The organism is Wenzhouxiangella marina, from assembly GCF_001187785.1.
Lineage (GTDB): Bacteria > Pseudomonadota > Gammaproteobacteria > Xanthomonadales > Wenzhouxiangellaceae > Wenzhouxiangella > Wenzhouxiangella marina.
The window spans coordinates 1,852,151-1,876,137 of the sequence record NZ_CP012154.1; the positions used below are offsets into that span (position 1 = coordinate 1,852,151).

At 64.8% G+C, this 23,987-nt stretch carries 20 protein-coding genes; 7 read left to right on the plus strand and 13 right to left on the minus strand.

Translation table 11 applies throughout. The features are described 5' to 3' along the window. Nucleotide 1: 1 nt before the first annotated feature. The 8 genes from WM2015_RS07735 to purB all read right to left on the minus strand — a co-directional run bounded on the left by WM2015_RS07735 (nt 2) and on the right by purB (nt 10,241). A complete protein-coding gene (locus WM2015_RS07735; RefSeq protein ID WP_245609741.1) occupies nt 2–487 on the minus strand; it encodes a peroxiredoxin in 486 nt (161 codons plus the stop codon). Beyond that, entirely contained in the window at nt 487–852 is a 366-nt protein-coding gene (locus WM2015_RS07740) for a response regulator (protein WP_049725502.1), read from the minus strand. The genes WM2015_RS07735 and WM2015_RS07740 overlap by 1 nt, the downstream gene beginning before the upstream one ends. 83 nt (nt 853–935) lie before the next feature. After that, nucleotides 936–1,940: an oxidoreductase gene (locus WM2015_RS07745; RefSeq protein ID WP_049727017.1), complete on the minus strand. Its 1,005-nt coding sequence runs from the start codon at nt 1,938–1,940 to the stop codon at nt 936–938. Between the two features lie 90 nt (nt 1,941–2,030). Further along, nucleotides 2,031–3,458, minus strand: a complete 1,428-nt coding sequence (gene lpdA / locus WM2015_RS07750; protein WP_049725503.1) for a dihydrolipoyl dehydrogenase — start codon at nt 3,456–3,458, stop codon at nt 2,031–2,033. 180 nt (nt 3,459–3,638) lie between these two features. After that, nucleotides 3,639–4,808: a 2-oxoglutarate dehydrogenase complex dihydrolipoyllysine-residue succinyltransferase gene (gene odhB / locus WM2015_RS07755; RefSeq protein ID WP_049725504.1), complete on the minus strand. Its 1,170-nt coding sequence runs from the start codon at nt 4,806–4,808 to the stop codon at nt 3,639–3,641. 10 nt (nt 4,809–4,818) lie between these two features. Beyond that, on the minus strand, nt 4,819–7,611 hold the full coding sequence (locus WM2015_RS07760) for a 2-oxoglutarate dehydrogenase E1 component (protein ID WP_049725505.1): 2,793 nt from the start codon (nt 7,609–7,611) through the stop codon (nt 4,819–4,821). Between the two features lie 117 nt (nt 7,612–7,728). Then, complete coding sequence (locus WM2015_RS07765; RefSeq protein ID WP_049725506.1) at nt 7,729–8,862, minus strand: cupin domain-containing protein; 1,134 nt, start codon at nt 8,860–8,862, stop codon at nt 7,729–7,731. Beyond that, a complete protein-coding gene (gene purB / locus WM2015_RS07770) occupies nt 8,862–10,241 on the minus strand; it encodes an adenylosuccinate lyase (protein WP_049725507.1) in 1,380 nt (459 codons plus the stop codon). The genes WM2015_RS07765 and purB overlap by 1 nt, the downstream gene beginning before the upstream one ends. A 55-nt stretch (nt 10,242–10,296) precedes the next feature. Between purB and WM2015_RS07775 the strand changes: the two genes are divergently transcribed. Further along, the gene (locus WM2015_RS07775) at nt 10,297–10,878 is read left to right on the plus strand and encodes an NAD(P)H-dependent oxidoreductase (RefSeq protein WP_049725508.1); all 582 of its coding nucleotides are present in this window, start codon (nt 10,297–10,299) and stop codon (nt 10,876–10,878) included. A gap of 30 nt (nt 10,879–10,908) precedes the next feature. On the opposite strand, the gene WM2015_RS07780 is transcribed toward WM2015_RS07775, so the two are convergent. Genes WM2015_RS07780 through WM2015_RS07790 form a run of 3 tightly spaced genes read right to left on the minus strand, consistent with a single transcriptional unit; the run spans nt 10,909 to nt 13,143 of the window. Further along, nucleotides 10,909–11,793, minus strand: coding sequence for a carbon-nitrogen hydrolase (locus WM2015_RS07780; protein WP_281173110.1), 885 nt, complete (start codon nt 11,791–11,793; stop codon nt 10,909–10,911). Continuing rightward, the gene (locus WM2015_RS07785) at nt 11,790–12,779 is read right to left on the minus strand and encodes an agmatine deiminase family protein (protein WP_049725509.1); all 990 of its coding nucleotides are present in this window, start codon (nt 12,777–12,779) and stop codon (nt 11,790–11,792) included. Before WM2015_RS07785 ends, WM2015_RS07780 begins: the two co-directional genes overlap by 4 nt. 46 nt (nt 12,780–12,825) lie before the next feature. Continuing rightward, nucleotides 12,826–13,143 (minus strand): hypothetical protein, encoded by a 318-nt coding sequence (locus WM2015_RS07790; RefSeq protein ID WP_245609742.1) that lies wholly within the window; start codon nt 13,141–13,143, stop codon nt 12,826–12,828. A 213-nt stretch (nt 13,144–13,356) separates the two neighbouring features. On the opposite strand from WM2015_RS07790, the gene WM2015_RS07795 reads away from it, so the two are divergent. Further along, nucleotides 13,357–14,022 (plus strand): SDR family oxidoreductase, encoded by a 666-nt coding sequence (locus tag WM2015_RS07795; protein WP_049725510.1) that lies wholly within the window; start codon nt 13,357–13,359, stop codon nt 14,020–14,022. A 16-nt stretch (nt 14,023–14,038) separates the two neighbouring features. On the opposite strand, the gene rsgA is transcribed toward WM2015_RS07795, so the two are convergent. After that, complete coding sequence (gene rsgA, locus WM2015_RS07800) at nt 14,039–14,920, minus strand: ribosome small subunit-dependent GTPase A (protein WP_049725511.1); 882 nt, start codon at nt 14,918–14,920, stop codon at nt 14,039–14,041. A 62-nt stretch (nt 14,921–14,982) separates the two neighbouring features. Here rsgA and orn point away from each other — a divergent pair, with 62 nt between their 5' ends. Further along, the gene (gene orn, locus WM2015_RS07805; protein WP_049725512.1) at nt 14,983–15,534 is read left to right on the plus strand and encodes an oligoribonuclease; all 552 of its coding nucleotides are present in this window, start codon (nt 14,983–14,985) and stop codon (nt 15,532–15,534) included. Here orn and ppsA read toward each other — a convergent pair. Beyond that, nucleotides 15,531–17,885 (minus strand): phosphoenolpyruvate synthase, encoded by a 2,355-nt coding sequence (ppsA, locus tag WM2015_RS07810; protein ID WP_049725513.1) that lies wholly within the window; start codon nt 17,883–17,885, stop codon nt 15,531–15,533. The genes orn and ppsA overlap by 4 nt on opposite strands. 86 nt (nt 17,886–17,971) lie before the next feature. On the opposite strand from ppsA, the gene ppsR reads away from it, so the two are divergent. From ppsR to carB, 4 genes are all read left to right on the plus strand, one after another. After that, complete coding sequence (gene ppsR, locus WM2015_RS07815; RefSeq protein ID WP_049725514.1) at nt 17,972–18,787, plus strand: posphoenolpyruvate synthetase regulatory kinase/phosphorylase PpsR; 816 nt, start codon at nt 17,972–17,974, stop codon at nt 18,785–18,787. A 145-nt stretch (nt 18,788–18,932) separates the two neighbouring features. After that, nucleotides 18,933–19,433 carry a DUF1249 domain-containing protein gene (locus WM2015_RS07820; protein WP_049725515.1) on the plus strand — a complete coding sequence of 167 codons (501 nt, stop codon included), beginning with the start codon at nt 18,933–18,935 and terminating at the stop codon, nt 19,431–19,433. A 173-nt stretch (nt 19,434–19,606) separates the two neighbouring features. After that, nucleotides 19,607–20,737 carry a glutamine-hydrolyzing carbamoyl-phosphate synthase small subunit gene (gene carA / locus WM2015_RS07825; protein WP_211260915.1) on the plus strand — a complete coding sequence of 377 codons (1,131 nt, stop codon included), beginning with the start codon at nt 19,607–19,609 and terminating at the stop codon, nt 20,735–20,737. Nucleotides 20,738–20,770: 33 nt separating this feature from the next. Then, nucleotides 20,771–23,986 (plus strand): carbamoyl-phosphate synthase large subunit, encoded by a 3,216-nt coding sequence (gene carB, locus WM2015_RS07830; RefSeq protein WP_049725517.1) that lies wholly within the window; start codon nt 20,771–20,773, stop codon nt 23,984–23,986. Nucleotide 23,987: the final 1 nt, after the last annotated feature.

Consider the following 23,987-nt stretch of genomic DNA (forward strand, 5'->3'; position numbering starts at 1 on the left):
TTCAGAGCTGATCGAGGACGTATTCGGCGCTGGAAACCCGGAACTCGCCGGGCGCATCGACCATCAGCGACTCGACGATCCCATCGCGCAGAATCATCGCGAAGCGCTGTGAGCGCTCGCCCATTCCGAAGGCGCTGGCATCCATCTCCAGGCCAAGGGCGCGAGTGAAGTCTCCGTTGCCGTCGGCGACCATTTCGACGCTGTCACCCACGTCCTTCTGCTGGGCCCAGGCCTCGAGCACGAAGATATCGTTGACGGCGAGGCAGACCACACGATCCACGCCACGCGACTTCAGGCTGGCCGCCTGCTCGACGAAGCCGGGCAGGTGGCGGGCCGAGCAGGTCGGGGTGAAAGCGCCCGGGACCGCGAACAGCACGACCCGGCCATGGCCGAGCAGCTCGTTCGCGCTGATGGTTTCGGGACCTTCCTTGCCCATCACGGTCAAGGAGGCCTCCGGCAGGCGCTGCCCCGTGGCGATCATGTTCATCAGGCGTTGAGGGCCTTGTTCATGGCGTCGAGCAGGACACCCTTGTCGACAGGCTTGGTGATGTAGGCCGAGGCGCCCTGGCGCATGCCCCAGATCCGGTCGGTCTCCTGGTCCTTGGTGGTGACGAAGATCACCGGTACATGGGCCGTGGCCTTGTCCTTGGAAATCTTGCGCGTGGCCTGAAAACCGTTCAGACCCGGCATCACGACGTCCATCAGGATCAGATCCGGGACTTCCGCGATGGCTTTTTCCACCCCTTCTTCGCCATTTTCGGCAGTGATGACTTCGTGCCCAGCGCCTTCAACGATCTTGGTGAGAGCGAACAGCTGGGATTCGGAATCGTCAACAATCAAGACTTTGGCCATGTTGCACCCTTTTTTGGAGTTGTTGCGAATGATTGATCTTGCCGGATCATCATACTCTATTCGGTTGGCGTACGTCGCCCACCTCAGCCCAGCCTGACCGTGATTCGGCCCCGACCGCCACCTTCGAGTAAACGTCCGAAGCGCTCCGGCAGGCCCTCCAGATCGACGGGTTCGTCGGCAATGCTGTCCAGGTGCCGAGGCTTCCAGTCGCTGGCCAGCTTCTGCCAGAGCTGTTCTCTGATCGAGTAGGGGCAGGCGGCGGAGTTGATACCGAGCAGGCCGATGCCGCGAATGATGAAGGGCATCACCGTGGTGTGCAGGCCGATGCCACTGGCCATGCCGCAGGAGGCGATGTTGCCCCAGGGCTTGATCACCCGGGTCAGACCGGAGAGCGTGTCACCACCGACATTGTCCAGCGCGCCGGCGAATTGCGCCGAGGCCAGCGGGCTCTCGGGCCAGTGAAGATCATGGCGGGAGATGCACTGCTCGGCACCGAGCGCATGCAACCAGTCGAACTCCTCGACCTTGCCGCTGATGGCGGTGACCGAATAGCCGGCCCGTGAGTACATGTCGACGGCCAGCGATCCCACGCCACCGGTCGCTCCGGTCACGCAGATCGAACCCATTTCCGGGGTCTGACCATTCGCTTCCATTCGATACAGGCCCAGAGCCGCGGTGAATCCGGCGGTGCCCAGGACCATCGCCTCCTGCAGGCTCAGGCCTTCGGGCAGGGGGACCAGCCACTTCGAATCCACCCGGGCATACTCCGCATAGCCGCCGTCGCGGGTCTCGGACAGACCGCAGCCGGTCATCAGGACCTCATCGCCTTCCTTGAAGCGGTCAGAGCGACTCTCGGCCACGGTGCCGGCCAGATCGATGCCCCCGTTGAGCGGAAATCGCCGCAGGATCTTGCCCTGACCCGTTCCGGCGAGCGCGTCCTTGTAGTTGATGCTCGACCAGGCCACGCGAACCACCACGTCGCCGTCGTTCTGGTCTTCGATCGACTGCTCGACCACGCTCGAACGATAGCCGTCCTCGTCGTCGAAGATGCGAAACGCCTTGAAGGAGGAAGGAATGTTGCTGGACATGATCTGCTCCCGTGGGGTCGATCTGGCTTGGCTGGTGCCTGCTCCGAGTCGGGCCGGGGCCATCGTGGGCCCCGGGCCTTCGAATGCGCCTCAGTTGGCCTTGTGGATGGCGCGCTTGTCGACGGCCAGCGCCGCTTCGTGCACGGCCTCGGACAGGGTGGGGTGGGCATGGACGATGCGGGCGAGGTCCTCGGCGCAGCCGTGGAATTCCATCGCCACGACGCACTCGGCGATCAGTTCGGAGGCATTCGGCCCGATGATCTGGACGCCCAGCAGAGTGTCATCTTCCTCGTCGGCCAGCACCTTGACGTGGCCCGCCGCGTGGCCCATGGCCAGACCACGGCCAGTGGCCGCGAACGGGAAGCTGCCGGCCTTGTAGGCGATGCCCTCGTCCTTGAGTTGGCGCTCGGTCTTTCCGACCCAGGCGATTTCCGGGTCCGTGTAGATCACCCAGGGGATGGTCTCGAAATTGATGTGCCCATGGCCCGTGGCGATCTTCTCGACCACGGCGATGCCTTCCTCCGAGGCCTTGTGCGCCAGCATCGGGCCGCGCACGATGTCACCGATGGCCCAGACGTTCTCGACGGAGGTGCGGCAGTCGTCATCGACGTCGATCTGGCCCCGATCGGTCAGCTTGATGCCGGCATCCTCGGCCAGCAGGCCTTCCGTGGCAGCTCGGCGGCCAACCGCGACCAGTAGGCGATCGAAGGTTTCCGAGTGCTCGCCCTGGGCGTCTTGGTAGGAGACGACGACCTGGCCGTCCTTCACCGTCGCCGAGGACACGCGCGCGCCGAGGCGGATGTCCAGACCCTGCTTCTTGAATTCACGAGCCGCGGCGCGGACCACGTCGGTGTCGAGGACGCCGAGCAGTTCGTCCATGGCCTCGAGCAGCACCACTTCCGAACCGAGGCGAGACCAGACGCTGCCCATTTCCAGGCCGATCACACCGGCGCCGATGACGCCGAAGCGCTTCGGTACCTGGTCGAATTCCAGCACACCTTCGTTGTCGACGATGTACTCGCCGTCGATCTCGACGTTGGGAATGGTGAACGGCACGGAGCCGGCGGCCAGCATCACGTGCTTGCCCTCGGCGGTCCAGGTCTCGCCTTCGTGCGGGCTGACCTCGACCACGCGATTGGCCAGCAGCTTGCCCCAGCCATTGGCGAATTCGATCTTGTTGGCCTTGAACAGCTGCATCAGGCCGCTGTTGAGCTGCTTGACGACCTTGCGCTTGCGCTCGATCATCTTCGCCACGTCCATCCTGACGTCGGAAACACTGATGCCGTGCTCGGTGTAGTCGTGCTGGATGTGGTGGAAGTGCTTGGACGAATCGAGCAGGGCCTTGGAGGGCACGCAGCCCACGTTCAGACAGGTGCCGCCCGGCGCGGGCTTGCCGTCGCTGCCCTGGCGGTCGTCGATCAGCAGGGTCTTCAGATCGAGCTGCGCGGCGCGGATGGCCGCAGCATAGCCACCCGGGCCGCCGCCAATCACGATCAGATCAAATTGCTTGTCAGCCATGTCGATTCCTTCTCGATTTCTGTTCCGCGACTCGAAATATCGAGCCTGCGGCTTGTGATTTGCTGAACCACGAAGGGCACGAAGTTCACGAAGAAAACCCTGTTTTTGCTTCCTTCGTGTTCTTCGTGCCCTTCGTGGTTACATCGGTTCTTGCCGAAACGCCAGAATCAGCGCTCTTCCTCAGAGTCCTAGCAGCAGGCGGGACGGGTCTTCCAGGGCGTCCTTGACCGCCACCAGGAACTGCACGGCGTCCTTGCCGTCGATGATCCGGTGGTCGTAGGACAGGGCGATGTACATCATCGGACGAATCACCACTTCGCCGTTTTCGGCGATCGGGCGTTCCTTGATCGTGTGCATCCCCAGAATCGCGCTCTGCGGCATGTTGAGCAGCGGCGTCGAGATCAGCGAGCCGAACACGCCACCATTGGTGATCGTGAAGGTACCGCCCTGCAGGTCCTCGAGCTGGATCGTGCCCTTGCGTGCCTGAGTGGCGTAGTCGGCAATGGCAGCCTCGATCTCCGCCAGACTCATGCTCTCGGCGTTGCGCAGGATCGGCACCAGCAGGCCGCGGTCGGTGGACACGGCGATGCCGACGTCCTGGTAACCGTGGTAGATGATCTCGTCACCATCGACGGAGGCGTTGACCACCGGGTGCTTCTGCAGGGCTTCGCAGCAGGCCTTGACGAAGAAGGACATGAAACCGAGCTTGACGCCGTGCTTCTGGGCGAACTCGTCCTTGTAGCGGGCGCGGATGTCCATCACGGCCTGCAGATTGACCTCGTTGAAGGAAGTCAGGATGGCCGCCGTGTTCTGGGCCTCCTTCATCCGCTCGGCGATCCGCGAGCGTAGGCGCGACATCTTGACGCGCTCCTCCGGACGAGCGCCGCCGCCGGCGGCATGGCGCATGACATCGGGCTTGGTCACCCGTCCACCGCGACCACTGCCCTGGACTTCGGACGTGTCGACCTGGTGCTCGGCCGCGGCGCGCTTGGCCGAGGGCGACGGAGCGCCACCGGACTGGGCGGACTCGCCGGCGGCTGCCTTGGCCGGTGCCGCGTCAGCCTTCGCATCGCCTTCGCTCGCCTCGCTTTCGGCCGGTTTTTCCGGTGCTTCACCTTCTTCCAGAACGCCGAGCGCCTGGCCTTCGGTTACCGTCTCACCGGCCTCGGCGACGATCTCCTTGAGGATGCCATCGGCCGGCGCCGGAACTTCCAGCACCACCTTGTCGGTTTCCAGGTCGACCAGGTTCTCGTCGCGAGCGACGAAGTCACCGGGCTGCTTGTGCCACTTGGCGACCGTGGCGTCGGACACCGATTCGGGGAGATTGGGAACCTTGATTTCTACGCTCATGAATACGTCCTTACGCTAAGCCTTCACCGTGCGTCAGCGCCTGGCTGACGAGTTTTTTCTGTTGTTCGAGATGGACCTGGTAATACCCGACCGCCGGCGAGGAGGAGCCCTCGCGACCTACGTACTTCAGGGACTTGCCGCCAGTGCAGGCCTGGAGATGGTGCCGGATCTGGAACCAGGCGCCCTGGTTCATCGGCTCTTCCTGGCACCAGATGACTTCCTCGGCCTTGCCATACCGTTCGACGATGGCCTGGACCTCTTCGCGCGGGAACGGATAGAGCTGCTCGACCCGTACGAGGGCGATATCGTCGATGCCCTGTTCGTCGCGCTCGCTGGCCAGATCGAAATAGACCTTGCCGGCGCAGAACACGACGCGCTTGGTCTTGCTCGGTTCCGGCTTGGCGGGATCGTCGATCACCAGCTGGAACTGACCATCGACCAGGTCGCTCAGGCTGGAGGTCGACGCCTTGTGCCGCAGCAGGGACTTCGGCGTCAGCACGATCAGCGGCTTGCGGAACGGGCGCAGCATCTGACGGCGCAGCATGTGGAACATCTGCGAGGGCAGGGAGGGCACACAGACCTGGATGTTGTTGCCCGAGCACAGCTGCATGAATCGCTCCAGGCGAGCCGAACTGTGCTCCGGACCCTGGCCTTCGTAGCCGTGCGGCAGGAACATCACCAGGCCGCAGAGGCGTCCCCACTTAGCCTCGCCCGAGGCGATGAACTGGTCGATCACGACCTGGGCGCCGTTGACGAAATCCCCGAACTGGGCTTCCCAGATCACCAGGGTGCCCGGATCGGCCGTGGCATAGCCGTATTCGAAGCCGAGCACGGCCTCTTCGGAGAGCAGGGAATCGATGATGGTGACTTTCTTCGGATCATCGGCCAGCTCAGCCAGGGGAACGCGGTTGCTGCCGTCGTTCTGATTGTGCAGGACGGCGTGGCGATGGAAGAAGGTGCCGCGACCGGAATCCTGCCCGACCAGGCGCAGACCGTGACCGTCGGTGATCAGGCCGGCATAGGCCATGGTCTCGGCAAAGCCCCAGTCCAGGGGCTGCTCGCCGGCCGCCATTTTCTGGCGGGATTCGATGATGCGTTCGACCTGTTTGTGCAGGCCGAAGCCCTCGGGAATCGTCGTCATCTGCTCGGACAACGATCGAATGCTGTCCAGTGACATCCCCGTGGCCACGTCCTGGCGCCATTCCCGGTCGAGGTAGGGCTGCCAGTCGACGGTGACCAGGGCCTCCTCGTCGGGAACCAGGTCGACCACCGGCTCACCCGCATCGAGTTTGTCGCGGTACTCGCTCTGAAGTGCCTCGACCTTGCTCTTGTCGATCAGGCCATCGGCCATCAGACGATCGGCGTATTTCTTGCGCACCGGATCGAGCTTGCGGATGACCTGGTACATGCGCGGCTGCGTCGCGGCCGGCTCGTCGGCCTCGTTGTGGCCATGGCGACGGTAGCAGACCAGGTCGATGACCACGTCCTTCTTGAATTCACGTCGGAAATCGGCCGCCAGCAGCGTGGCGTAGATCACCGCCTCGGGGTCATCACCGTTGACGTGCAGGATCGGCGCCTGAACCATCTTCGCCACTTCGGTGCAGTACAGGGTCGAACGGGCGTCGAGGGGATTGGAGGTCGTGAAGCCGACCTGGTTGTTGACGACGATATGGAAGGTGCCGCCGACGGCGAAACCGCGCGCCTGCGACATGTTGAGCAATTCCATCACCACGCCCTGGCCGGCGATGGCCGCATCACCGTGCACCAGCACCGGCATCACCTGCTCGTGCTCGTGGTCGCCCAGGCGGCTCTGGCGGGCGCGGGCCGAGCCGGCCACGACCGGATTGACGATCTCCAGATGGGACGGATTGAAGGCCAGGGCCAGGTGGACCACGCCGCCGGGCGTGCGCACGTCGGAGCTGAAACCCATGTGGTACTTGACGTCGCCGGAGCGGGTCGGGTCGTCCTTGGCGATGACGCCCTCGAATTCGGCGAACAGGTCACCCGGGCGCTTGCCGAGCACGTTGACCAGTACGTTGAGCCGGCCGCGATGGGCCATGCCGATGACCATCTCTCGAACGCCCTGGCTGCCGGTATGACGGATCAGTGCGTCGAACAGCGGGATCATCGATTCACCGCCTTCGAGCGAGAACCGCTTCTGGCCGACGTATTTCGAATGGAGATATTTCTCCATGCCTTCCGCGGCCGTCAGCTTCTCGAGCAGGCGAAGGCGGTCTTCCTTCGGCGGGGTGTAGTTGCCCCGCGTGCCTTCCAGGCGGCGCTGCAGCCACTGGCGCTGCTCGGTGTCCCCGATGTGCATGTACTCCACGCCGATGGAACCGCAGTAGGTCTTCTGGCAGATGTCGATGATCTCGGCCAGCGGCAGATGATCGGGTGCAGCCAGAGAGCCGGTGTGGAAGGAGGTGCGCAGATCGGACTCGCTCAAGCTGTGGAAGCTCAGCTCGAGATCCGGCACCTGCGGCCGCTCGCTCAGACCCAGGGGATCGAGGTGGGCCCGCTTGTGGCCGCGCACTCGATAGGCGTTGATCATTCGCAGCACGCCGGCCTGCTTGTAGTCCTCGGCGGCGGCGCCAGCGGGTTTCAGGCCGCGGAAGGACTCGGCGATGGCGAGGTGACGAGTGTCGTCGCCGGCCTCGGCCCCGAGGCGGGAGAAGACCTGTTGCCAGTGCTCGGGCACGGCGAACGGGTCGTCCAGCCACTGTTCGTAAAGCTCCTCCACATAGGCGGCGTTGCCTCCGGACAGGTGAGATGCCCGGTACTGCTCCTGGAGGTAATCGGTCATGGGTGCGCGCTCTGGATCGGCAAGGTCAAGGTCAACGCGGGATTATAACGTTGCTGGTCGGGGTTATGGGCCGGAATAGTCCGCTTTTCAAGCCTTTCGAGTGATTCGCGGGGTAGTTCAATCGCCTCGGGACGAGACGATGCGCGGCCCCGGGAGCGGGCCGATGGCATCGACGCCGATCAACTGCTCGAGGGCGTCGGGCGCTTCCAGCCACTCTGGTCCGATCCGGCGCCGAACGCTGAGCTCCCGCGCGAGCCGGGCAGGGGCCTCGATCCGCTCGCCGTTGACGAACAGGGCCATATCCTCGCCGTGACCGAGCAAGGCCAGGCGAGCATTCAGCGCCAGCGGGAGCTCGAGTCCGGCGCGAAGCTTTCCATGGATCTGTTCGGGCTCGACCTCGCTGTCGGACTCCCACAAGCGCCAGCGCGTCAGGAAAGCGGCCAACAGCTCGCCGAGCTGCCGGTCGTCCATCTCCAGGCAGGCTTCGAGCTGAGCGCGAGCCTGGGCAATCAGCTCGGATGGAATGCCATCGCTCTGCGCCGGGTCGATCCGCTCGAGACTCAGGCGCTGTGCCTTGTCCGGGCGTCCCAGCACGGTTTCGGCCAGCTCGAAGAGCAGTTCGGGACCGGACGGTGTGCGAAGCCCCACCGACCAGGTCTGGGCCTCGTCGAGCGCCACCCCGTGGTGGCCGACGCCGGCGGGCAGATAGAGGACGTCGCCCGGAACGGTCTCGATAGTGAATTCAGGTACCCAGCTCTCGAGCAGGGCCAGCTCGAAGCGCTCATCGGCGCGGAAGGAGCTGCCGTCGGCCAGCTCCCAGCGTCGACGGCCCTTCGCCTGGACCAGGAAGACATCGTAGGCATCGAGATGGGGGCCGACCGAGCCGCCGGGCACGGCCTGGCTGATCATGATGTCGTCGATGATCCAGTTGGGCAGGAAGCGGAAGTCCTCGAGAAGGGCCGCGACCGCTGGGTCGACCTTGTCGACTTCCTGGACCAGCACGGTCCAGTCCCTGGACTCTTCGGGAAGATCCATCTTCCCGATCGGCCCGTGATCCACGGACCAGTCCTCGTTCTCGCTGGAGCCGCGGACCAGGCGCGTCGGCAGGTCGCAGGCGTCGGCCAGATCGAGGAGCCGGTCGAATTCGAGCGGGCTCGGATCCAGCCAGCCGGTAATCAGACAGGGCTGCTTCCGCCAGTACTCGGCGAGGAAGCGCTGGCGATCGAAGCCCGCGAGCCGCCCGAGCTGCATCAGACGTGACGAACGATGGCCCGAGCCATCTCGGCCGCGTTGCCGATGTAGCTCGACGGCGTCATGGCCAGCAGACGATCGCGATCGGCCTCGGGAATCTCGAGCTTGCGAATGAAGTCGTGCAGGCGCTCACGGTCGATTCCGTGACCGCGCGTCAGGGCCTTGAGCTTTTCATAGGGTTCGGGCACCTCGTGCAGGCGCATGACGGTCTGCACCGGCTCGGCCAGCACTTCCCAGGCCCGATCGAGATCGGCCGCCAGGCGCTCGGGGTCGGCGGCGATGCGATCCAGGCCACGCAGGATCGAGTGCCAGGCCAGGGCGCAGTAACCGAAGGCCGAGCCCAGGGAGCGCTGAACGGTGGAGTCCGTGAGATCGCGCTGCCAGCGCGAAATCGGCAGTTTGGCTGCGAGGTGTTCGAGAAGGGCGTTGGCCAGGCCCAGATTGCCTTCGCCGTTCTCGAAGTCGATCGGGTTGACCTTGTGCGGCATGGTCGAAGAGCCGACCTCACCCTCCACCAGTTTCTGGCGGAAGTAACCCAGCGAGATGTAGCCCCAGACGTCGCGCGCGAAATCGGTCAGGATCGTGTTGACGCGCACCAGGGCATGGCTGACTTCGGCGATCATGTCGTGCGGTTCGATCTGGGTCGTGTAGGGGTTGAAGACCAGGCCCAGATCCTCGACGACGCGACGGGACAATTCCGGCCAATCCAGCTCGGGGCAGGCGGCGAGATGGGCGTTGAAGTTGCCGACGGCACCGTTGATCTTGCCGGTCAGTTCGACCTGGTTCAGGCCGCGGCGCTGGCGGCGCAGGCGGAACACGACGTTGGCGAGCTCCTTGCCCATCGTCGTCGGCGAAGCGGTCTGGCCGTGCGTGCGCGAAAGCATCGGCAGCTCGGCCGTCTCCAGGGCAATGGCCTGCAGGCGCTCGTCGAGGCGCGAGAGCAGGGGGTCGAGCACATCGGCGATGGCCTGCTGGATGATCAGCGCCCAGCTCAGATTGTTGATGTCTTCGCTGGTGAGGGCGAAATGCACGAATTCCAGCGAGCGCTTCAGGCCCGGACGCTGGGCCATGGTCCGTTTGATCCAGTATTCGACCGCCTTGACATCGTGGTTCGTGGTTCGCTCGATGGCCTTGACGGCCGCGGCCTGTTCCGGGCCGAAGTCCTCGACCATGGCGTCGAGAAAGGCCTCGTCGTCAGGACCCAGGGCGGGCAGGGCCGTGAACTCCGGATGCGCGGCCAGGGCCTTGAACCAGGCAATCTCGACCCGCACGCGCTGCCGGATCAGGCCGGCTTCGGAGCACAGTTCGGCCAGTTCACCGAGGCGGCCGGCGTATCGGCCATCCAGGGGCGAAAGGGCGGTCAGGGCGTGGTCGGCCATGCGGGTCTCTCCGTGGGCAATCAAACTCGCTATGATACCCCGCATGGCCAGAGGCATGCCCGCAAAGGTCCTGATCATCCAGGCGCACCCGGATCCCCGAGGCGGCCATTTCTGTCATGCGCTGGCTGCGGCCTACCGGGAAGCCGCCGAGGGCGCGGGGCATCGAGTCGAGCAGCTCGACGTGGCAAGCCTCGACATTCCGCCGCTGGAGTCCGAGTCGGACTGGAACCGCGAAGCCGATGCTGCCGATGTGCGAGCCGCACAGGCCGCCATCCTCGAGGCCGATCACCTGGTGTTCGTCTTTCCGCTCTGGATGGGCATGATGCCGGCCGTACTGAAGGCCTTTCTGGAGCAGGTGCTCCGGCCCGGTTTCGCCTTCGCGCCGGAGGCGCGCGAAGGCTTCGGCGAGCGCAAGCTGAAAGGCAAGTCGGCGAGAATCATCATCACGATGGGCATGCCGGGTCTGTTCTATCGAGGGTTCTACCGCGCGCATGCCTTTCGAGCTTTCAAGCGCAACATCTTGAAATTCAGCGGAATCAAGCCGGTTAGAGGGACCTTCATCGGCCTCGTCGATCGCGAGGCCAGTCGCGAAAAGGGCCTGGCGCGTGTCCGGGACCTGGGGCGGCGAGGGGTCTGAACCTGTCGCCTCGGTCAGAGCGAAAGCCCGCTACCGCCGCCAACGCTTGAGCAGGTCACCGTAGGCGTCGATGCGTCGGTCGCGCAGGAAGGGCCAGATACGGCGGACGTCTTCGCCACGATCCATGTCGAGTTCGACCACCAGCACTTCCTGCTCGCTGCCGGCTTCGTCGAGCAGCTCACCCTGCGGGCCCGCGACGAAGCTGTGGCCCCAGAACTCCGCGTCCCGACCGGCGCCGGAACGATCCGGCTCGTAGCCGACACGATTGCAGGCCAGCACCGGTAGACCGTTGGCAACCGCGTGCCCGCGCTGGATCGTGCGCCAGGCATCGAGCTGACGATGCTGCTCGTCCTCGGAGTCGTTGGGATCGGCGCCGATGGCCGTGGGGTAGATCAACAATTCGGCCCCGGCCATGGCCATCAGGCGCGCGGCCTCCGGATACCACTGGTCCCAGCAGACCAGAAGCCCTAAGCGCCCCAGGCTGGTGTCGATGGGCTCGAAGCCGAGATCACCGGGCGTGAAATAGAACTTCTCGTTGTAGCCGGGATCGTCCGGGATGTGCATCTTTCGGTAGACGCCGGCCAGGCTGCCGTCACGCTCCAGCACGATGCCGGTGTTGTGGGCCAGTCCGGGCGCGCGCGCTTCGAACAGGCTACCGACGATGACGCAGTCATGCGCTCGGGCCGCGTCGGCCAGCAGGTGCCGGGTCGGGCCATCCAGGGGCTCGGCCAGCTCGAACAGGGCCGGGTCCTGATACTTGCAGAAGTACTCGCTGGCGTGCAGTTCGGGCAGCACGACCAGTTCAGCTCCCTGGGCCACCGCCTCGGCGATGCCCTCGAGGGAGCGGCGATGATTGCTTTCGATGTCCGGGTCCATCGCCTGCTGGACCAGACCGACCTTCAGGATGCGGCTCATGGCAATGCCGCCGGAATCTGCATGCTGGCGCAGTGCGGTCCCCCGAACTGGGAGATCATGGTGCGCGCGGGGACCGGCACGATCTCCCGGTCATCGAAGGCTTCGGCGAGACGCTGCTGCGCCTCCCGGTCCGTTTCGACGCCGTAGGCCGGCATCAGGCAGGCCCCGTTGATGAGCAGGAAATTGGCGTAGTTGGCCGGCAGCTCCGGATCGAAGCCCTGGGCAGGCGGCAGGCCGATCAAGCGGTAGGGCTGGCCGTCGGCGCGCCGAAGCAGCTCCAGCTGGCCGAGCAGGCGGGTGCTCAGCGCCTCGTCGCGCTGGATCTGGAAGACCAACGTGTCCGGGCCGGCGAAGCGGACCAGGGTATCGATGTGGCCATCGGTGTCGTCGCCGCTCATGGCGGGCAGGTCGATTCCGATGACCGCCTCCAGGTTGAAGGCTTCGCTCAGTTCCGCGCGGATGGCCTGGCGACTCAGGTGCGGATGCCGGGTCTCGAGGCAGTGCCAGTTGACCAGCAATCGGCCCTGGCCGTCGCTGTCGATGGCGCCGCCCTCCAGTTCGAACAGGGACTGGCGGAATTGGAACTTCTCGAAGAGGGGATGACGGGCCAGGCCCGAATTGATGCGATCGTCGTTCTCGGCGTTGTACTTTCCGCCCCAGCCGTTGAAGTGGAAATCCATGGCCAGGCGCTCACCCGCGGCCACCAGCACGATCGGGCCGTAATCCCGGCACCAGGTGTCGTCGAAGGGCAGCTCGATGAAATGCAGGCCGGGGCGCTCGCCCAGCTGCTGCGAGGCGCTGCGGTCACCGGGCTGAACGAGCAGCAGCACCGACTGGCGAGCCAGAATGGCTTCGATCAGTGCCTGATATTCCTCTCGAATGGCGGTCAGGCGCTCCGACCAGTCGCCACCTGCGTGCGGCCAGGCCAGCAAAACGGCACTCTGCGGCTCCCATTCGGCCGGCAGCCGGAAATCGACGTGGATCATGGAACGCTGCTCCAGCGATAGAAAGTCGGGCGGGACGGCTCGGGGGTCAGTTGGGCCCGTCGTCGAGCTCGCGCATGACCGCCTCGGGGTCCAGGACACTCTCGATCACGATGCGGTACTCGAAGTAGACGCTGTAGTCCTCGTAATCCCAGCGCGTGATCGGCGGATCACCGACCGGGCCCCTGCGATCGAGCGGCTCGCCATAGCGAGCTTCCACTTCGTCCATGGTCAGACCATTGACGGGAAGGTCGCGTAGCATCCGCTCGCGGACCTTCTCGATGAGCAGGATGTCCGCGCAGGCCAGGCTCGTCAGGCTCAAGAAAACCACCCCCCAAATCAGCTTGGCGATGTGCTGTCTGATCATGGTGCTTTTCCTCGTGAATCAAGTGTTGTTGTCATGGGCACCACCCCTGCCGGGATGGCGCGCTGGATTCCGGTTTCGGGGCAGGATGCCCAGGATCGCCCGACCAGGATCGACGGCCGCGCTGATGCTTCCCCTCCAAGCCCGAAATTCACCACAAGGTGGCTGCGGGAAGTCTAGCATACGGCTCCGGACTCAAGGAATGAGGAGAAGACCATGGCCACGGCAGTGATTACCGGCGCCAATCGGGGAATCGGTCTGGAACTGGCCAGACAGCTTTCCGGCGATTTCGACATCATCGGGATCTGTCGACGAAGTTCCGAAGAACTGGACGCCCTGGGCGTGCGGGTCGAGGCGGGCATCGACATCACCCAGGGCCAGGACCTGCAGCGGATGGCCGCCAGGCTGGCTGGCGTCTCCATCGACCTGCTGATCAACAACGCGGGCCTGTTGCGTCCATCGAGTCTGGCAGGCATCGAGGATGAGCTCGATGACTGGCGGGCCCAGTTCGAGGTCAATGCCCTGGCGCCGATCCGAGTGACTTCGGCCCTTCGAGAGCAACTCGCCGAGGGCGGCAAGGTGGTGATCATCACCTCGCGGATGGGCTCGATCGCCGACAACGACTCGGGCGGCGCCTATGCGTATCGAATGTCCAAGTCGGCCGTCAACAGCGCCGGCGTGTCGTTGGCTCACGAGTTGAAGGGGCGGAGTATCGCGGTGGGTCTGCTGCATCCGGGCTATGTGCGAACGGGGATGACCGGGCACACCGGCCACATCGACCCGGATCAGGCGGCCGCACAGCTCATCGAGCGGATTCACGAGCTGGACATGCGCCTCACGGGCTCGTTCCGCCATGCCAACGGGGAGTCCTTGCCCTGGTAGGCGCCGCGCTGGGTCCTCAGGACCGGCTCAGGCGAGCCTGCTCGTCGAGCAGGCGGAGCCAGGCGCGATAGCGGAAATCGGGAATCACACCGGCCTCGACGGCGGCACGCACGCCACATCCAGGTTCGTGTTGATGGCTGCAGTCCCTGAACCGGCAGCCATCCGAAGCCTCGAGGAACTCGGGAAAGCCCCGCAGCAGCTCTCGGGGCGTCATCTGCCAGAGGCCATATTCCCAGACGCCCGGGGTGTCAACGAGCCAGCCCGAATCCTCGGGCAGGTGGCAGAGCCGGGCCGAGGTCGTGGTGTGCCTACCCTTGCCGGTGACCTGGGAGAGGGCACCGGTCTGGCGGTCGAGCTCGGGAATCAGGGCGTTGACCAGGGAGGTCTTGCCGACGCCGGACTGGCCGGCGATCAGACTGGTCCGCCCCTCGAGGCGCTCCGCCAGACCGTCGATGCCGGAGGCGTGCGTGCAACAGGTCCGGATGACGGAATAGCCGAGCTCGATCAAGCCCTCGAGCTCGTCGAAGGGTGCCTGACTCGGGGTAGGGAGGTCGGTCTTGTTCAGCACGATGATCGGCTCGATGCCGCAGATACGACTGGCGGCCAGATAGCGATGCAAAAGGTCGGGGCTGGGTGCCGGTTCTGCGGCGATGACGATCAGGGTCTGATCGAGATTGGCCGCGATCGGCCGGAACTGGCCGCGGTTGTCGCCGCGGCCGAAGCGATTCCTGCGCGGCAGCAATTCGTCGAGCTCATCGCGCTCGTTGAGCAGGATCTCGTCGCCGGGCAGGGGGCGTTCGAGTCGGCGCGGAAAATGGAAGGCGACCAGGCGGCCGTCGACGGTCTCGGCCACCGCTCGATTGGCCCAGGCTTCCAGTACCGTCGCCCTGGTACTCATGCTGCCCGCCGTCCCCGGCCTTGATATAGTTCGGCGCTTCCCGCCGCGAACGCCTTGCAACCATGGACAACACGCACCTGATCTGGATCGACCTGGAAATGACCGGCCTGGACCCCGAGCGGGACCGGATCATCGAAATCGCGACCATCGTAACCGACGAGCAGCTCGAGGAAGTCGCCGTGGGGCCGGTGCTGGCCATCGACACGCCGGCCGAGGTGCTCGAGGCGATGGATGAATGGAACCGGCGCACCCACGGGCAATCGGGCCTGATCCAGCGCTGCCTGGACAGCCGGGTCGACCTTGCCGACGCCGAGCAACAGACCCTGGACTTTCTTCAGGGCCACATCGAAGCGGGACAGTCGCCGATCTGCGGGAATTCCATCTGCCAGGACCGCCGCTTCCTCGCGAAGGGCATGCCGCGGCTGGAGGCCTTCTTCCACTACCGTAACCTCGACGTCAGCACGGTCAAGATCCTTGCCCAGCGCTGGGCGCCGGACGTGGCAGACGGCTTCCGAAAGACCGGTTCTCATCAGGCGCTGGACGACATCCGCGAATCGATCGAGGAGCTGCGTTACTACCGGCGCTTCATGGGGCAACTGTCGGGCAAGGCCTAGTCGGAACTGGCCAGCATTCGCCAGGTGTCAACCACCGTGTCCGGGTTCAGGGACATGCTTTCGATCCCCTGATCGAGGAGCCACTGGGCCAGATCGGGGTAGTCCGAAGGGCCCTGTCCGCAGATGCCGATGTACTTGCCGCGGTCCCGGCAGGCCTTGATCGCCATCGACAGCAGAGCCTTGACCGCATCGTTGCGTTCGTCGAAACGGTGCGCCACCAGCGCCGAATCGCGATCCAGGCCCAGGGTCAGCTGGGTCATGTCGTTGGAGCCGATCGAGAAGCCGTCGAAATGCTCCAGGAACTGATCGGCGAGCAGGGCGTTGGAAGGCAGCTCGCACATCATGATCAGCTTCAGGCCCTGCTCGCCACGCTTCAGGCCGAAACCTTCCAGGACTTCGACCACGTCGCGGGCTTCGTCGACGGTCCGGACGAAGGGGATCATCGCCCAGACGTGACTCAGGCCCATGGTTTCACGGACCTTCTTCAGGGCCCGGCATTCCAGCTCGAACGCCGGCTTGAAGCTCTCATCGACGTAGCGCGACGCGCCGCGCCAGCCGATCATCGGGTTTTCCTCTTCGGGCTCGTATTGCTCGCCGCCAATGAGATTGGCGTACTCGTTGCTCTTGAAATCGGACAGGCGAACGATCACCGGATTGGGTGCGAAGGGCGCCGCGATCGTCGCGATGCCCTCGGCCAGCTTGTCGACGTAGAAGGAAACCGGATCGGCATAGCCGGCGATGCGGCGGTCGATCTCGGCGCGGACTTCCTCGTTCTGCTTCGAGTATTCGAGCAGGGCACGCGGGTGAATGCCGATCATCCGGTTGATGATGAATTCGAGCCGCGCCAGGCCGATGCCGTGGTTGGGAATCTGTGCGAAATCGAAGGCCCGGTCGGCATTGGCCACGTTCATCATGATCTTCAGCGGTGCCGGCGGCATTTCGTCGAGGGTGTCCTCGGCCACGCTGAAGGCGAGCTTGCCCTTGTAGATCCGCCCCGTGTCGCCTTCGGAGCAGGCCACGGTGACCTGTTCGCCATGGGGAATGCGATCGGTGGCATCGCCACAGCCGACCACGGCCGGAATGCCGAGCTCGCGGGCGATGATGGCCGCGTGGCAGGTGCGTCCGCCACGATTGGTGACGATGGCCGCCGCGCGCTTCATGATCGGCTCCCAGTCGGGATCGGTCATGTCCGTGACCAGGACGTCGCCGGGTGCCACGTCATGCATCTCGTCGAGGCTCTCGATGACCCGTGCCACGCCGGTGCCGATGCGCTGGCCGATCGCTCGGCCTTCGGCGAGCACATCGCCGGTTTCTTCCAGCTTGAAGCGCTCCATGGCCTGACCCGATCGGCTCTTGACCGTTTCCGGACGCGCCTGGAGGATGAACAGCTGACCCGATTCGCCATCCTTGCCCCACTCGATGTCCATGGGACGGCCGTAGTGCTTTTCGATGGTCAGGGCCATCTCGGCCAGACGCGTGGCGTCGTCATCACTGATCGAAAAGCGATTGCGAAGCGCCTCCGGGGTGTCTTCGGTCAGGACGCCGGAGCCTTCGGCGTAGACCATGCGGGTGGCCTTGCTGCCGAGGGAACGGCGCAGCACGGCTGGCTTGCCGGCTTCCAGGTTCGGTTTGAAGAGATAGAACTCATCCGGGTTGACGGCCCCCTGGACGACGCTCTCGCCCAGACCGTAGCTGGAGGTCACGAAGACCACGTTCCGGTAGCCGGATTCCGTGTCGAGGGTGAACATCACGCCCGACGCGCCGCTGCCGGATCGCACCATCAGCTGAATCCCGGCCGACAGGGCGACGTCATGGTGATCGAAGCCGTGGTGAACGCGATAGGCGATGGCCCGGTCGTTGTAGAGACTGGCGAAGACGGCGTGCAGCTTTTCCAGGACTTCATCCAGACCGCGAACGTTCAGGAAGGTCTCCTGCTGACCGGCGAACGAGGCATCGGGCAGGTCTTCGGCGGTCGCCGAGGAGCGAACCGCGACGGCCAGGCCCTGTCCGTAACGTGATTCCATTTCCGCCCAGGCTTCCCGAATCGCCGCCTCGAGCGCCGGCTGCAGCGGCGTCTCCATGATCCAGTCGCGAATCTGCCGACCCGTGGCGGCGAGTGCGCGGGTATCTTCGGCGTCCAGATGTTCGAGAGCGTCCTGAATGCGACCCGCCAGTCCGGACTGATCCAGAAACTCGCGAAAGGCATCGGCCGTGGTCGCAAAACCGCCCGGCACGCTGACGCCGAGCCCGCTGAGATTGCCGATCATTTCGCCGAGTGAGGAGTTCTTGCCGCCGACCTTGTCGAGGTCGGCCATACCCAGTTCGTCCAGCCAGAGAATGTAGTCAGTCACGAATCTTGCCCCGGAGTCTTGGTTCAGGTGAGCCGAAAAACCCGGTATTCTACCCCCCTGACCACCCTGATCGGCACTCGGATTCCATGCGCAAGACCGTATTCTTCGTTTCCGATGGCACTGCCATCACCGCGGAAACCTTCGGGCACAGCCTGCTGACGCAGTTTTCGGCGGTCGATTTCCGGGAAATCCGCCTGCCTTTCGTCGACACCCACAGCAAGGCCAGGGACGCCGTTTCCCTGATCGATCGGGCGGCCGAGGCCGACGGTACCCGTCCGCTGGTGTTCAGCACCATCGTCGATACCGGCATCGGCGGCGAGCTGACCGCCGCCAATGCGCACGTGTTCGACATGTTCGCGACCTTCATGGAACCGCTCGAGGAAATTCTGGGCGTCGAGCGCTCGCCGCGGGTCGGGCAGGCCCACGGGATGGGCAACAGCCATGCCTATGAAGACCGCATGGAGGCCACGAACTACGCGCTGACCCATGACGATGGAATCAGCAAGAAGCTGGACCAGGCCGACGTGATCCTGGTCGGCGTGTCCCGCTCCGGCAAGACGCCGACCTGCCTGTACATGGCGCTCCACTACGGCATCAAGGCGGCCAACTATCCGCTCACCGAAGAGGATCTGGAGCAGCCGCGCCTGCCGGCCTTCCTGCGTCAGCACCAGCGCAAGCTGTTCGGCCTGACCATCGACCCCGAGCGCCTGGCGCAGATCCGCGAGGTGCGGCGCCCCGGCAGCCGTTATGCGTCGATCAAGCAGTGTCGCTACGAGGTCGATGCGGCCGAGGCGATGTTCCGGTCGGAGAAGCTGCCGGTGCTGTCGACGACCGACTCCTCGGTCGAGGAACTGGCCAGCCGAATCCTGCTCGAACAGGGCCTGCAACGCGATCAGGTCTGATTCGAGCCGTGATCGATGCGGCAGGTCTTGCCATTCGGTGGTATTGCCACCACACTATGGGGAACCTAGAACAACATTCCCGGTCCATCTTCTGACACTGACGTACTGAACTCAAGGCGCCATCGCGCCGTGCTGGCCTGAACCGATGCTGACAACCGTCAAAAATCTGCACCCGCCCACCCAGGTTCTGGCCCGCCGCCTGCCCGAGCTGCACACTGCCGTCTTTCGTGCCTTGAACGTGCTCATGCCCGACGGCCTCGGCCGCAGCGATTGTCTGGTGTCGAGGATCGATGGCTGTCCGGACCTCTACATGCAGGTCATCGAGCGTCACGACTACACGACCTTCCTTCGTCTGACCTACCTGATCGGCGATTCCCAGCAGCACAATCCGAACGCACACATCCGCGTCTATCACGATGCCCGGATGGCCGAGGCCACGGCCTTCAGCCCGGAGCAGGGCATTCAGCGTCTGGCCGGCCCGGAGCTGCCGATGCACGGTCTGGTGGTACGCAACTGGCGCCTGAATCGGGCGCTGTTGAAGTGGCTGGACTACCTGCTGGCCCAGGGCCATAGCGCCCAGACCCTCCAGCCTGCCGAAGAGGCGCCGCTACTCGGCCCCGACCTGGTTCAGCAGGAAGTCAGCTGAGTCCGCCCTGAACGGGCGGAAACCGCGACCCGTTCACGCATTCAGCGCTGGCCGAAACCGGCGCGCTCCGTTACAATACCCGCCCGGAAATCGGGCATGCTGCCCGATCAGCGCCGGCGCTGATTCCAGGGCCTTTCAGGCCCGGATCGGTCGGCTTACCCGGAGGTCAAATCTTGTCCCGACAGCAGGCACTACTGGTTCTGGAAGACGGCACCACGTTTTCCGGAGAGGGCATCGGCGCGTCGAAGACGTGCACCGGCGAAGTCGTTTTCAACACGGCCATGACCGGATATCAGGAAATTCTCACCGATCCGAGCTACGCAGGGCAGATGGTCACCCTGACCGGCTCGCACGTGGGCAACACGGGGGTCAATGCGGCCGATGCCGAGTCCGATCGCATCCACTGCCGCGCGCTGATCATGCGCCACAGCGCCCGCCGGACCAGTTCCTGGCGAGCGGAGCGCAGCCTCGATGACTACCTGCGCGATCACGATGTGCCCGGGATCACCCAGCTCGATACCCGCAGCCTGACCATGCACCTTCGCGAGCATGGCGCGCTCAACGCCTGCCTGATGGTGGGCGACCAGCTCGACGCCGAGGCGGCACTGGCCCAGGCGCGCGACTGCGTGTCGATGACCGGCCAGGACCTGGCCAGCCAGGTCAGTGTCAAGGCGCCGATCGAATGGTCCGAAGGTACCCTGGATCTGCAGGCCGGCGAATTCGCCCGTAGCAGCGGACGTTTCCACGTCGTCTGCTACGACTACGGGTTCAAGCGCAACATCCTGCGCCTGCTGGCCGATGCCGGGTGTCGGATCACGATCGTGCCGGCGGACTTCCCCGTCGAGAAGGTGCTGGCCATGCAGCCCGACGGCGTCATGCTTTCCAATGGCCCGGGCGATCCGCAGCCCCTGGACTACGCGATTCGCTCCATTCGCACCCTGCTCGAGAAGGACGTCCCGACCTTCGGCATCTGCCTCGGGCACCAGCTACTGGCCCTGGCCGCCGGCGCCCGCACGGTGAAGATGAAGTTCGGTCATCACGGCGCGAATCACCCCGTCAAGGATCTCGATAGCGGGCAGGTGTTGATCACCTCCCAGAATCACGGCTTCGCCGTCGACGAGGCCTCCATGCCCGAAGGGCTGCGGGCCACCCATCGCTCCCTGTTCGACGGCAGCCTGCAGGGCATCGAGGTGCAGGGCAGGGCGGCGTTCGGCTTTCAGGGCCACCCGGAAGCCAGCCCGGGACCGCATGATCTTCGTCCCCTGTTCCAGCGCTTTGCCCAGCTGATGGCCGAACGGCAGTGATGCCGACCCACCGATTCCAGAGAAAGCCCCGCCATGCCCAAGCGAACTGACATCCAATCCATCCTGATCATCGGCGCCGGCCCGATCGTCATCGGTCAGGCCTGCGAATTCGACTATTCGGGTGTGCAGGCCGTCAAGGCCCTGCGCGAAGAGGGCTACCGGGTCATCCTGGTCAACTCCAATCCGGCGACGATCATGACCGACCCCGAGGTCGCCGATGCCGTCTACATCGAGCCGATCCGCTGGGACGTGGTCCGCGACGTGATCGAGAAGGAGCGCCCGGACGCCTTGTTGCCGACCATGGGTGGCCAGACGGCGCTGAACTGCGCCCTGGATCTCGCTCGCGAAGGCGTGCTCGAGGAGTTCGGAGTGGAGATGATCGGCGCGTCCGAGGATGCCATCGACATGGCCGAGGATCGCGACCGCTTCCGCCTGGCCATGGGCGAGATCGGCCTGGGTGTGCCAACCGCAGCCGTCGCCCATTCCCTCGAAGAAGCGATGGAGATCCAGAAGCAGGTCGGTTTCCCGACCATCATCCGCCCCAGCTTCACCCTGGGTGGTTCGGGTGGCGGAATCGCCTACAACCGCGAAGAATTCGTCGAAATCGTCAGCCACGGTCTCGACCTGTCGCCGACCAACGAAGTCCTCCTCGAGGAGTCGGTGCTCGGATGGAAGGAATTCGAGCTCGAAGTGGTACGGGACCGAGCCGACAACTGCATCATCATCTGCTCGATCGAGAACCTCGATCCGATGGGCGTGCATACGGGTGACTCGATCACCGTGGCCCCGGCCCAGACCCTGACGGACAAGGAATACCAGGAGCTTCGCGATGCCGCGATCGCGGTGCTGCGCAAGATCGGCGTGGATACGGGGGGCTCGAACGTGCAGTTCGCCGTCAGCCCGGAAGACGGCCGCATCCTGGTGATCGAGATGAACCCGCGCGTGTCGCGTTCCTCGGCCCTGGCCTCCAAGGCCACCGGTTTCCCGATCGCCAAGGTCGCCGCCAAGCTGGCCGTCGGTTACACCCTCGATGAATTGCTCAACGACATCACCGGTGGCGCCACGCCGGCCTCCTTCGAACCGGCGATCGACTATGTGGTCACCAAGGTGCCGCGCTTCGCCTTCGAGAAATTCCCGGCCGCCAATGACCGCCTGACCACGCAGATGAAATCGGTCGGTGAGGCGATGGCCTTCGGCCGCACTTTCCAGGAGTCCCTCAACAAGGCCCTGCGCAGCCTGGAGACGGGCCTGACTGGCCTGGATCCGGTCGAGATCGAAGGCAGTGAGTCCGAGGTCGGCACGCGGATTCGACGCGAATTGCAGGAGGCCGGACCCGATCGGCTGCTCTACGTGGCCGAAGCCTTCCGCCGCGGCATGAGCTTCGAGGAAGTCCATCGCCTCACGCGAATCGACCCCTGGTTCCTCGACCAGGTCCTCGAATTGATCGAGCAGGAGCAGGCCGTGGCCGAGCAGGGCGTGGCCGGGCTCACCGATGCCCGCTTGCTCGAGCTCAAGCGCTTCGGCTTTTCGGATGCCCGCCTGGCCAGCCTGGTGGGTCTGGACGAAGCCAGCGTTCGCAAGCTTCGTCTTCGCGCGGGCCTGCGGCCGGTCTTCCGACGCGTGGACACCTGCGCGGCCGAGTTCGCCACGACCACCGCCTACATGTATTCGACCTGGGGTGAGGCCTGCGAATCGAAGCCCTCGGACAAACCCAAGATCATGGTGCTGGGGGGCGGCCCGAACCGGATCGGACAGGGCATCGAGTTCGACTACTGCTGCGTCCATGCCGCCCTGACGATGCGCGATCTCGGCTACGAGACGATCATGGTCAACTGCAACCCGGAAACGGTGTCGACGGACTACGACACCTCGGACCGCCTGTACTTCGAGCCACTGACGCTCGAGGACGTGCTGGCCGTGATCGAGCTGGAGAAGCCCGAGGGCATCATCATCCAGTTCGGTGGCCAGACGCCCTTGAAGCTGGCTCGTGAACTCGAAGCCGCCGGGGCCCCGATCGTCGGGACCACGCCGGACTGCATCGATCTGGCGGAAGATCGGGAACGCTTCCAGGCCCTGTTGAACGAGCTGGGTCTCAAGCAACCCCCGAACCGCACGGCTCGTGACCCGGAGGCCGCCATCGTGCTGGCCCGGGAGATCGGCTATCCACTGGTCGTGCGCCCCTCCTACGTGCTCGGTGGCCGGGCGATGGATATCGTCCACGGGGAGGATGAGCTGCGCCGGTACATGACCGAGGCGGTCAAGGTGTCGAACGACTCGCCCGTCCTGCTGGACCGCTTCCTCGACCATGCCACGGAGGTCGATGTCGACGCGGTCTGCGACGGCGAGCGGGTGATCATCGGCGGCATCATGGAGCACATCGAAGAGGCTGGCGTTCACTCGGGCGATTCGTCCTGCAGCCTGCCGCCGTTTTCCCTGCCCGAGGCGATCATCGAAGCCATCGCCGATCAGACGCGGCAGATGGCCCGGGCCCTGAACGTGGTCGGCCTGATGAACGTCCAGTTCGCCGTTCGCGGCGAGGACATCTTCGTGCTCGAAGTCAACCCTCGAGCCTCGAGAACCGTGCCCTTCGTGTCCAAGGCCACGGGCACGCCGCTGGCTCGCGTGGCAGCGCGCTGCATGGTCGGCCGCAGCCTGGCGGAGCAGGGCATCGATCAGGATCTGAGCAGCCGTTTCTTCTCGATCAAGGAACCGGTCTATCCCTTCATCAAGTTCCCGGGCGTCGACCCTATCCTCGGGCCCGAAATGCGTTCGACCGGCGAGGCGATGGGCGTAGGCCTGAGCTTCGGTGCCGCGGTCGCAAGGGCCCAGCAGGGGGTCGGCATTCGAGCGGCCTCGAGCGGCACCGCCTTCCTGAGTGTGCGCGACGCCGACAAGGAGCGCTTGCTGCCGGTCGCACGCGAGCTGATCGAGCGAGGCTTCCGCCTGATCGCCACGGAAGGCACCTGGAAACATCTGGTTGAAAACGGGATCGAGTGCACCTACGTCAACAAGGTCGTGCAGGGGCGCCCGCACATCGTCGATCTGATCAAGAACGACGAGATCGATTACATCGTCAACACCACCGAAGGGCGTCAGGCGATCGCCGATTCGTTCTCGATCCGCCGTCAGGCCCTGCAGCACAAGGTGAATTACTCGACCACGATTGCCGGGGCCCGAGCAACGCTGCGGGCCCTGGACCACTGGAACGAACGCGGCGTGCGCAGCCTCGCCGAGTTGTACGAACTCTAAG

Bases quoted from the DNA above. Each gene is read 5' to 3' on its own strand.
- WM2015_RS07795 (WP_049725510.1), top strand. From the start codon at position 13,357: ATGGCCACGGCAGTGATTACCGGCGCCAATCGGGGAATCGGTCTGGAA.
- WM2015_RS07820 (WP_049725515.1), top strand. From the start codon at position 18,933: ATGCTGACAACCGTCAAAAATCTGCACCCGCCCACCCAGGTTCTGGCC.
- WM2015_RS07775 (WP_049725508.1), top strand. From the start codon at position 10,297: ATGCCCGCAAAGGTCCTGATCATCCAGGCGCACCCGGATCCCCGAGGC.
- carB (WP_049725517.1), top strand. From the start codon at position 20,771: ATGCCCAAGCGAACTGACATCCAATCCATCCTGATCATCGGCGCCGGC.
- WM2015_RS07740 (WP_049725502.1), bottom strand. From the start codon at position 852: ATGGCCAAAGTCTTGATTGTTGACGATTCCGAATCCCAGCTGTTCGCT.
- lpdA (WP_049725503.1), bottom strand. From the start codon at position 3,458: ATGGCTGACAAGCAATTTGATCTGATCGTGATTGGCGGCGGCCCGGGT.
- WM2015_RS07760 (WP_049725505.1), bottom strand. From the start codon at position 7,611: ATGACCGATTACCTCCAGGAGCAGTACCGGGCATCTCACCTGTCCGGA.
- purB (WP_049725507.1), bottom strand. From the start codon at position 10,241: ATGGCCGACCACGCCCTGACCGCCCTTTCGCCCCTGGATGGCCGATAC.
- WM2015_RS07780 (WP_281173110.1), bottom strand. From the start codon at position 11,793: ATGAGCCGCATCCTGAAGGTCGGTCTGGTCCAGCAGGCGATGGACCCG.
- rsgA (WP_049725511.1), bottom strand. From the start codon at position 14,920: ATGAGTACCAGGGCGACGGTACTGGAAGCCTGGGCCAATCGAGCGGTG.
- ppsR (WP_049725514.1), top strand. From the start codon at position 17,972: ATGCGCAAGACCGTATTCTTCGTTTCCGATGGCACTGCCATCACCGCG.
- WM2015_RS07765 (WP_049725506.1), bottom strand. From the start codon at position 8,862: ATGCAGCTCGGGCGGCTCGCGGGCTTCGATCGCCAGCGCTTCCTCGCC.
- odhB (WP_049725504.1), bottom strand. From the start codon at position 4,808: ATGAGCGTAGAAATCAAGGTTCCCAATCTCCCCGAATCGGTGTCCGAC.
- WM2015_RS07790 (WP_245609742.1), bottom strand. From the start codon at position 13,143: ATGATCAGACAGCACATCGCCAAGCTGATTTGGGGGGTGGTTTTCTTG.
- WM2015_RS07745 (WP_049727017.1), bottom strand. From the start codon at position 1,940: ATGTCCAGCAACATTCCTTCCTCCTTCAAGGCGTTTCGCATCTTCGAC.
- WM2015_RS07735 (WP_245609741.1), bottom strand. From the start codon at position 487: ATGAACATGATCGCCACGGGGCAGCGCCTGCCGGAGGCCTCCTTGACC.
- WM2015_RS07785 (WP_049725509.1), bottom strand. From the start codon at position 12,779: ATGATCCACGTCGATTTCCGGCTGCCGGCCGAATGGGAGCCGCAGAGT.
- orn (WP_049725512.1), top strand. From the start codon at position 14,983: ATGGACAACACGCACCTGATCTGGATCGACCTGGAAATGACCGGCCTG.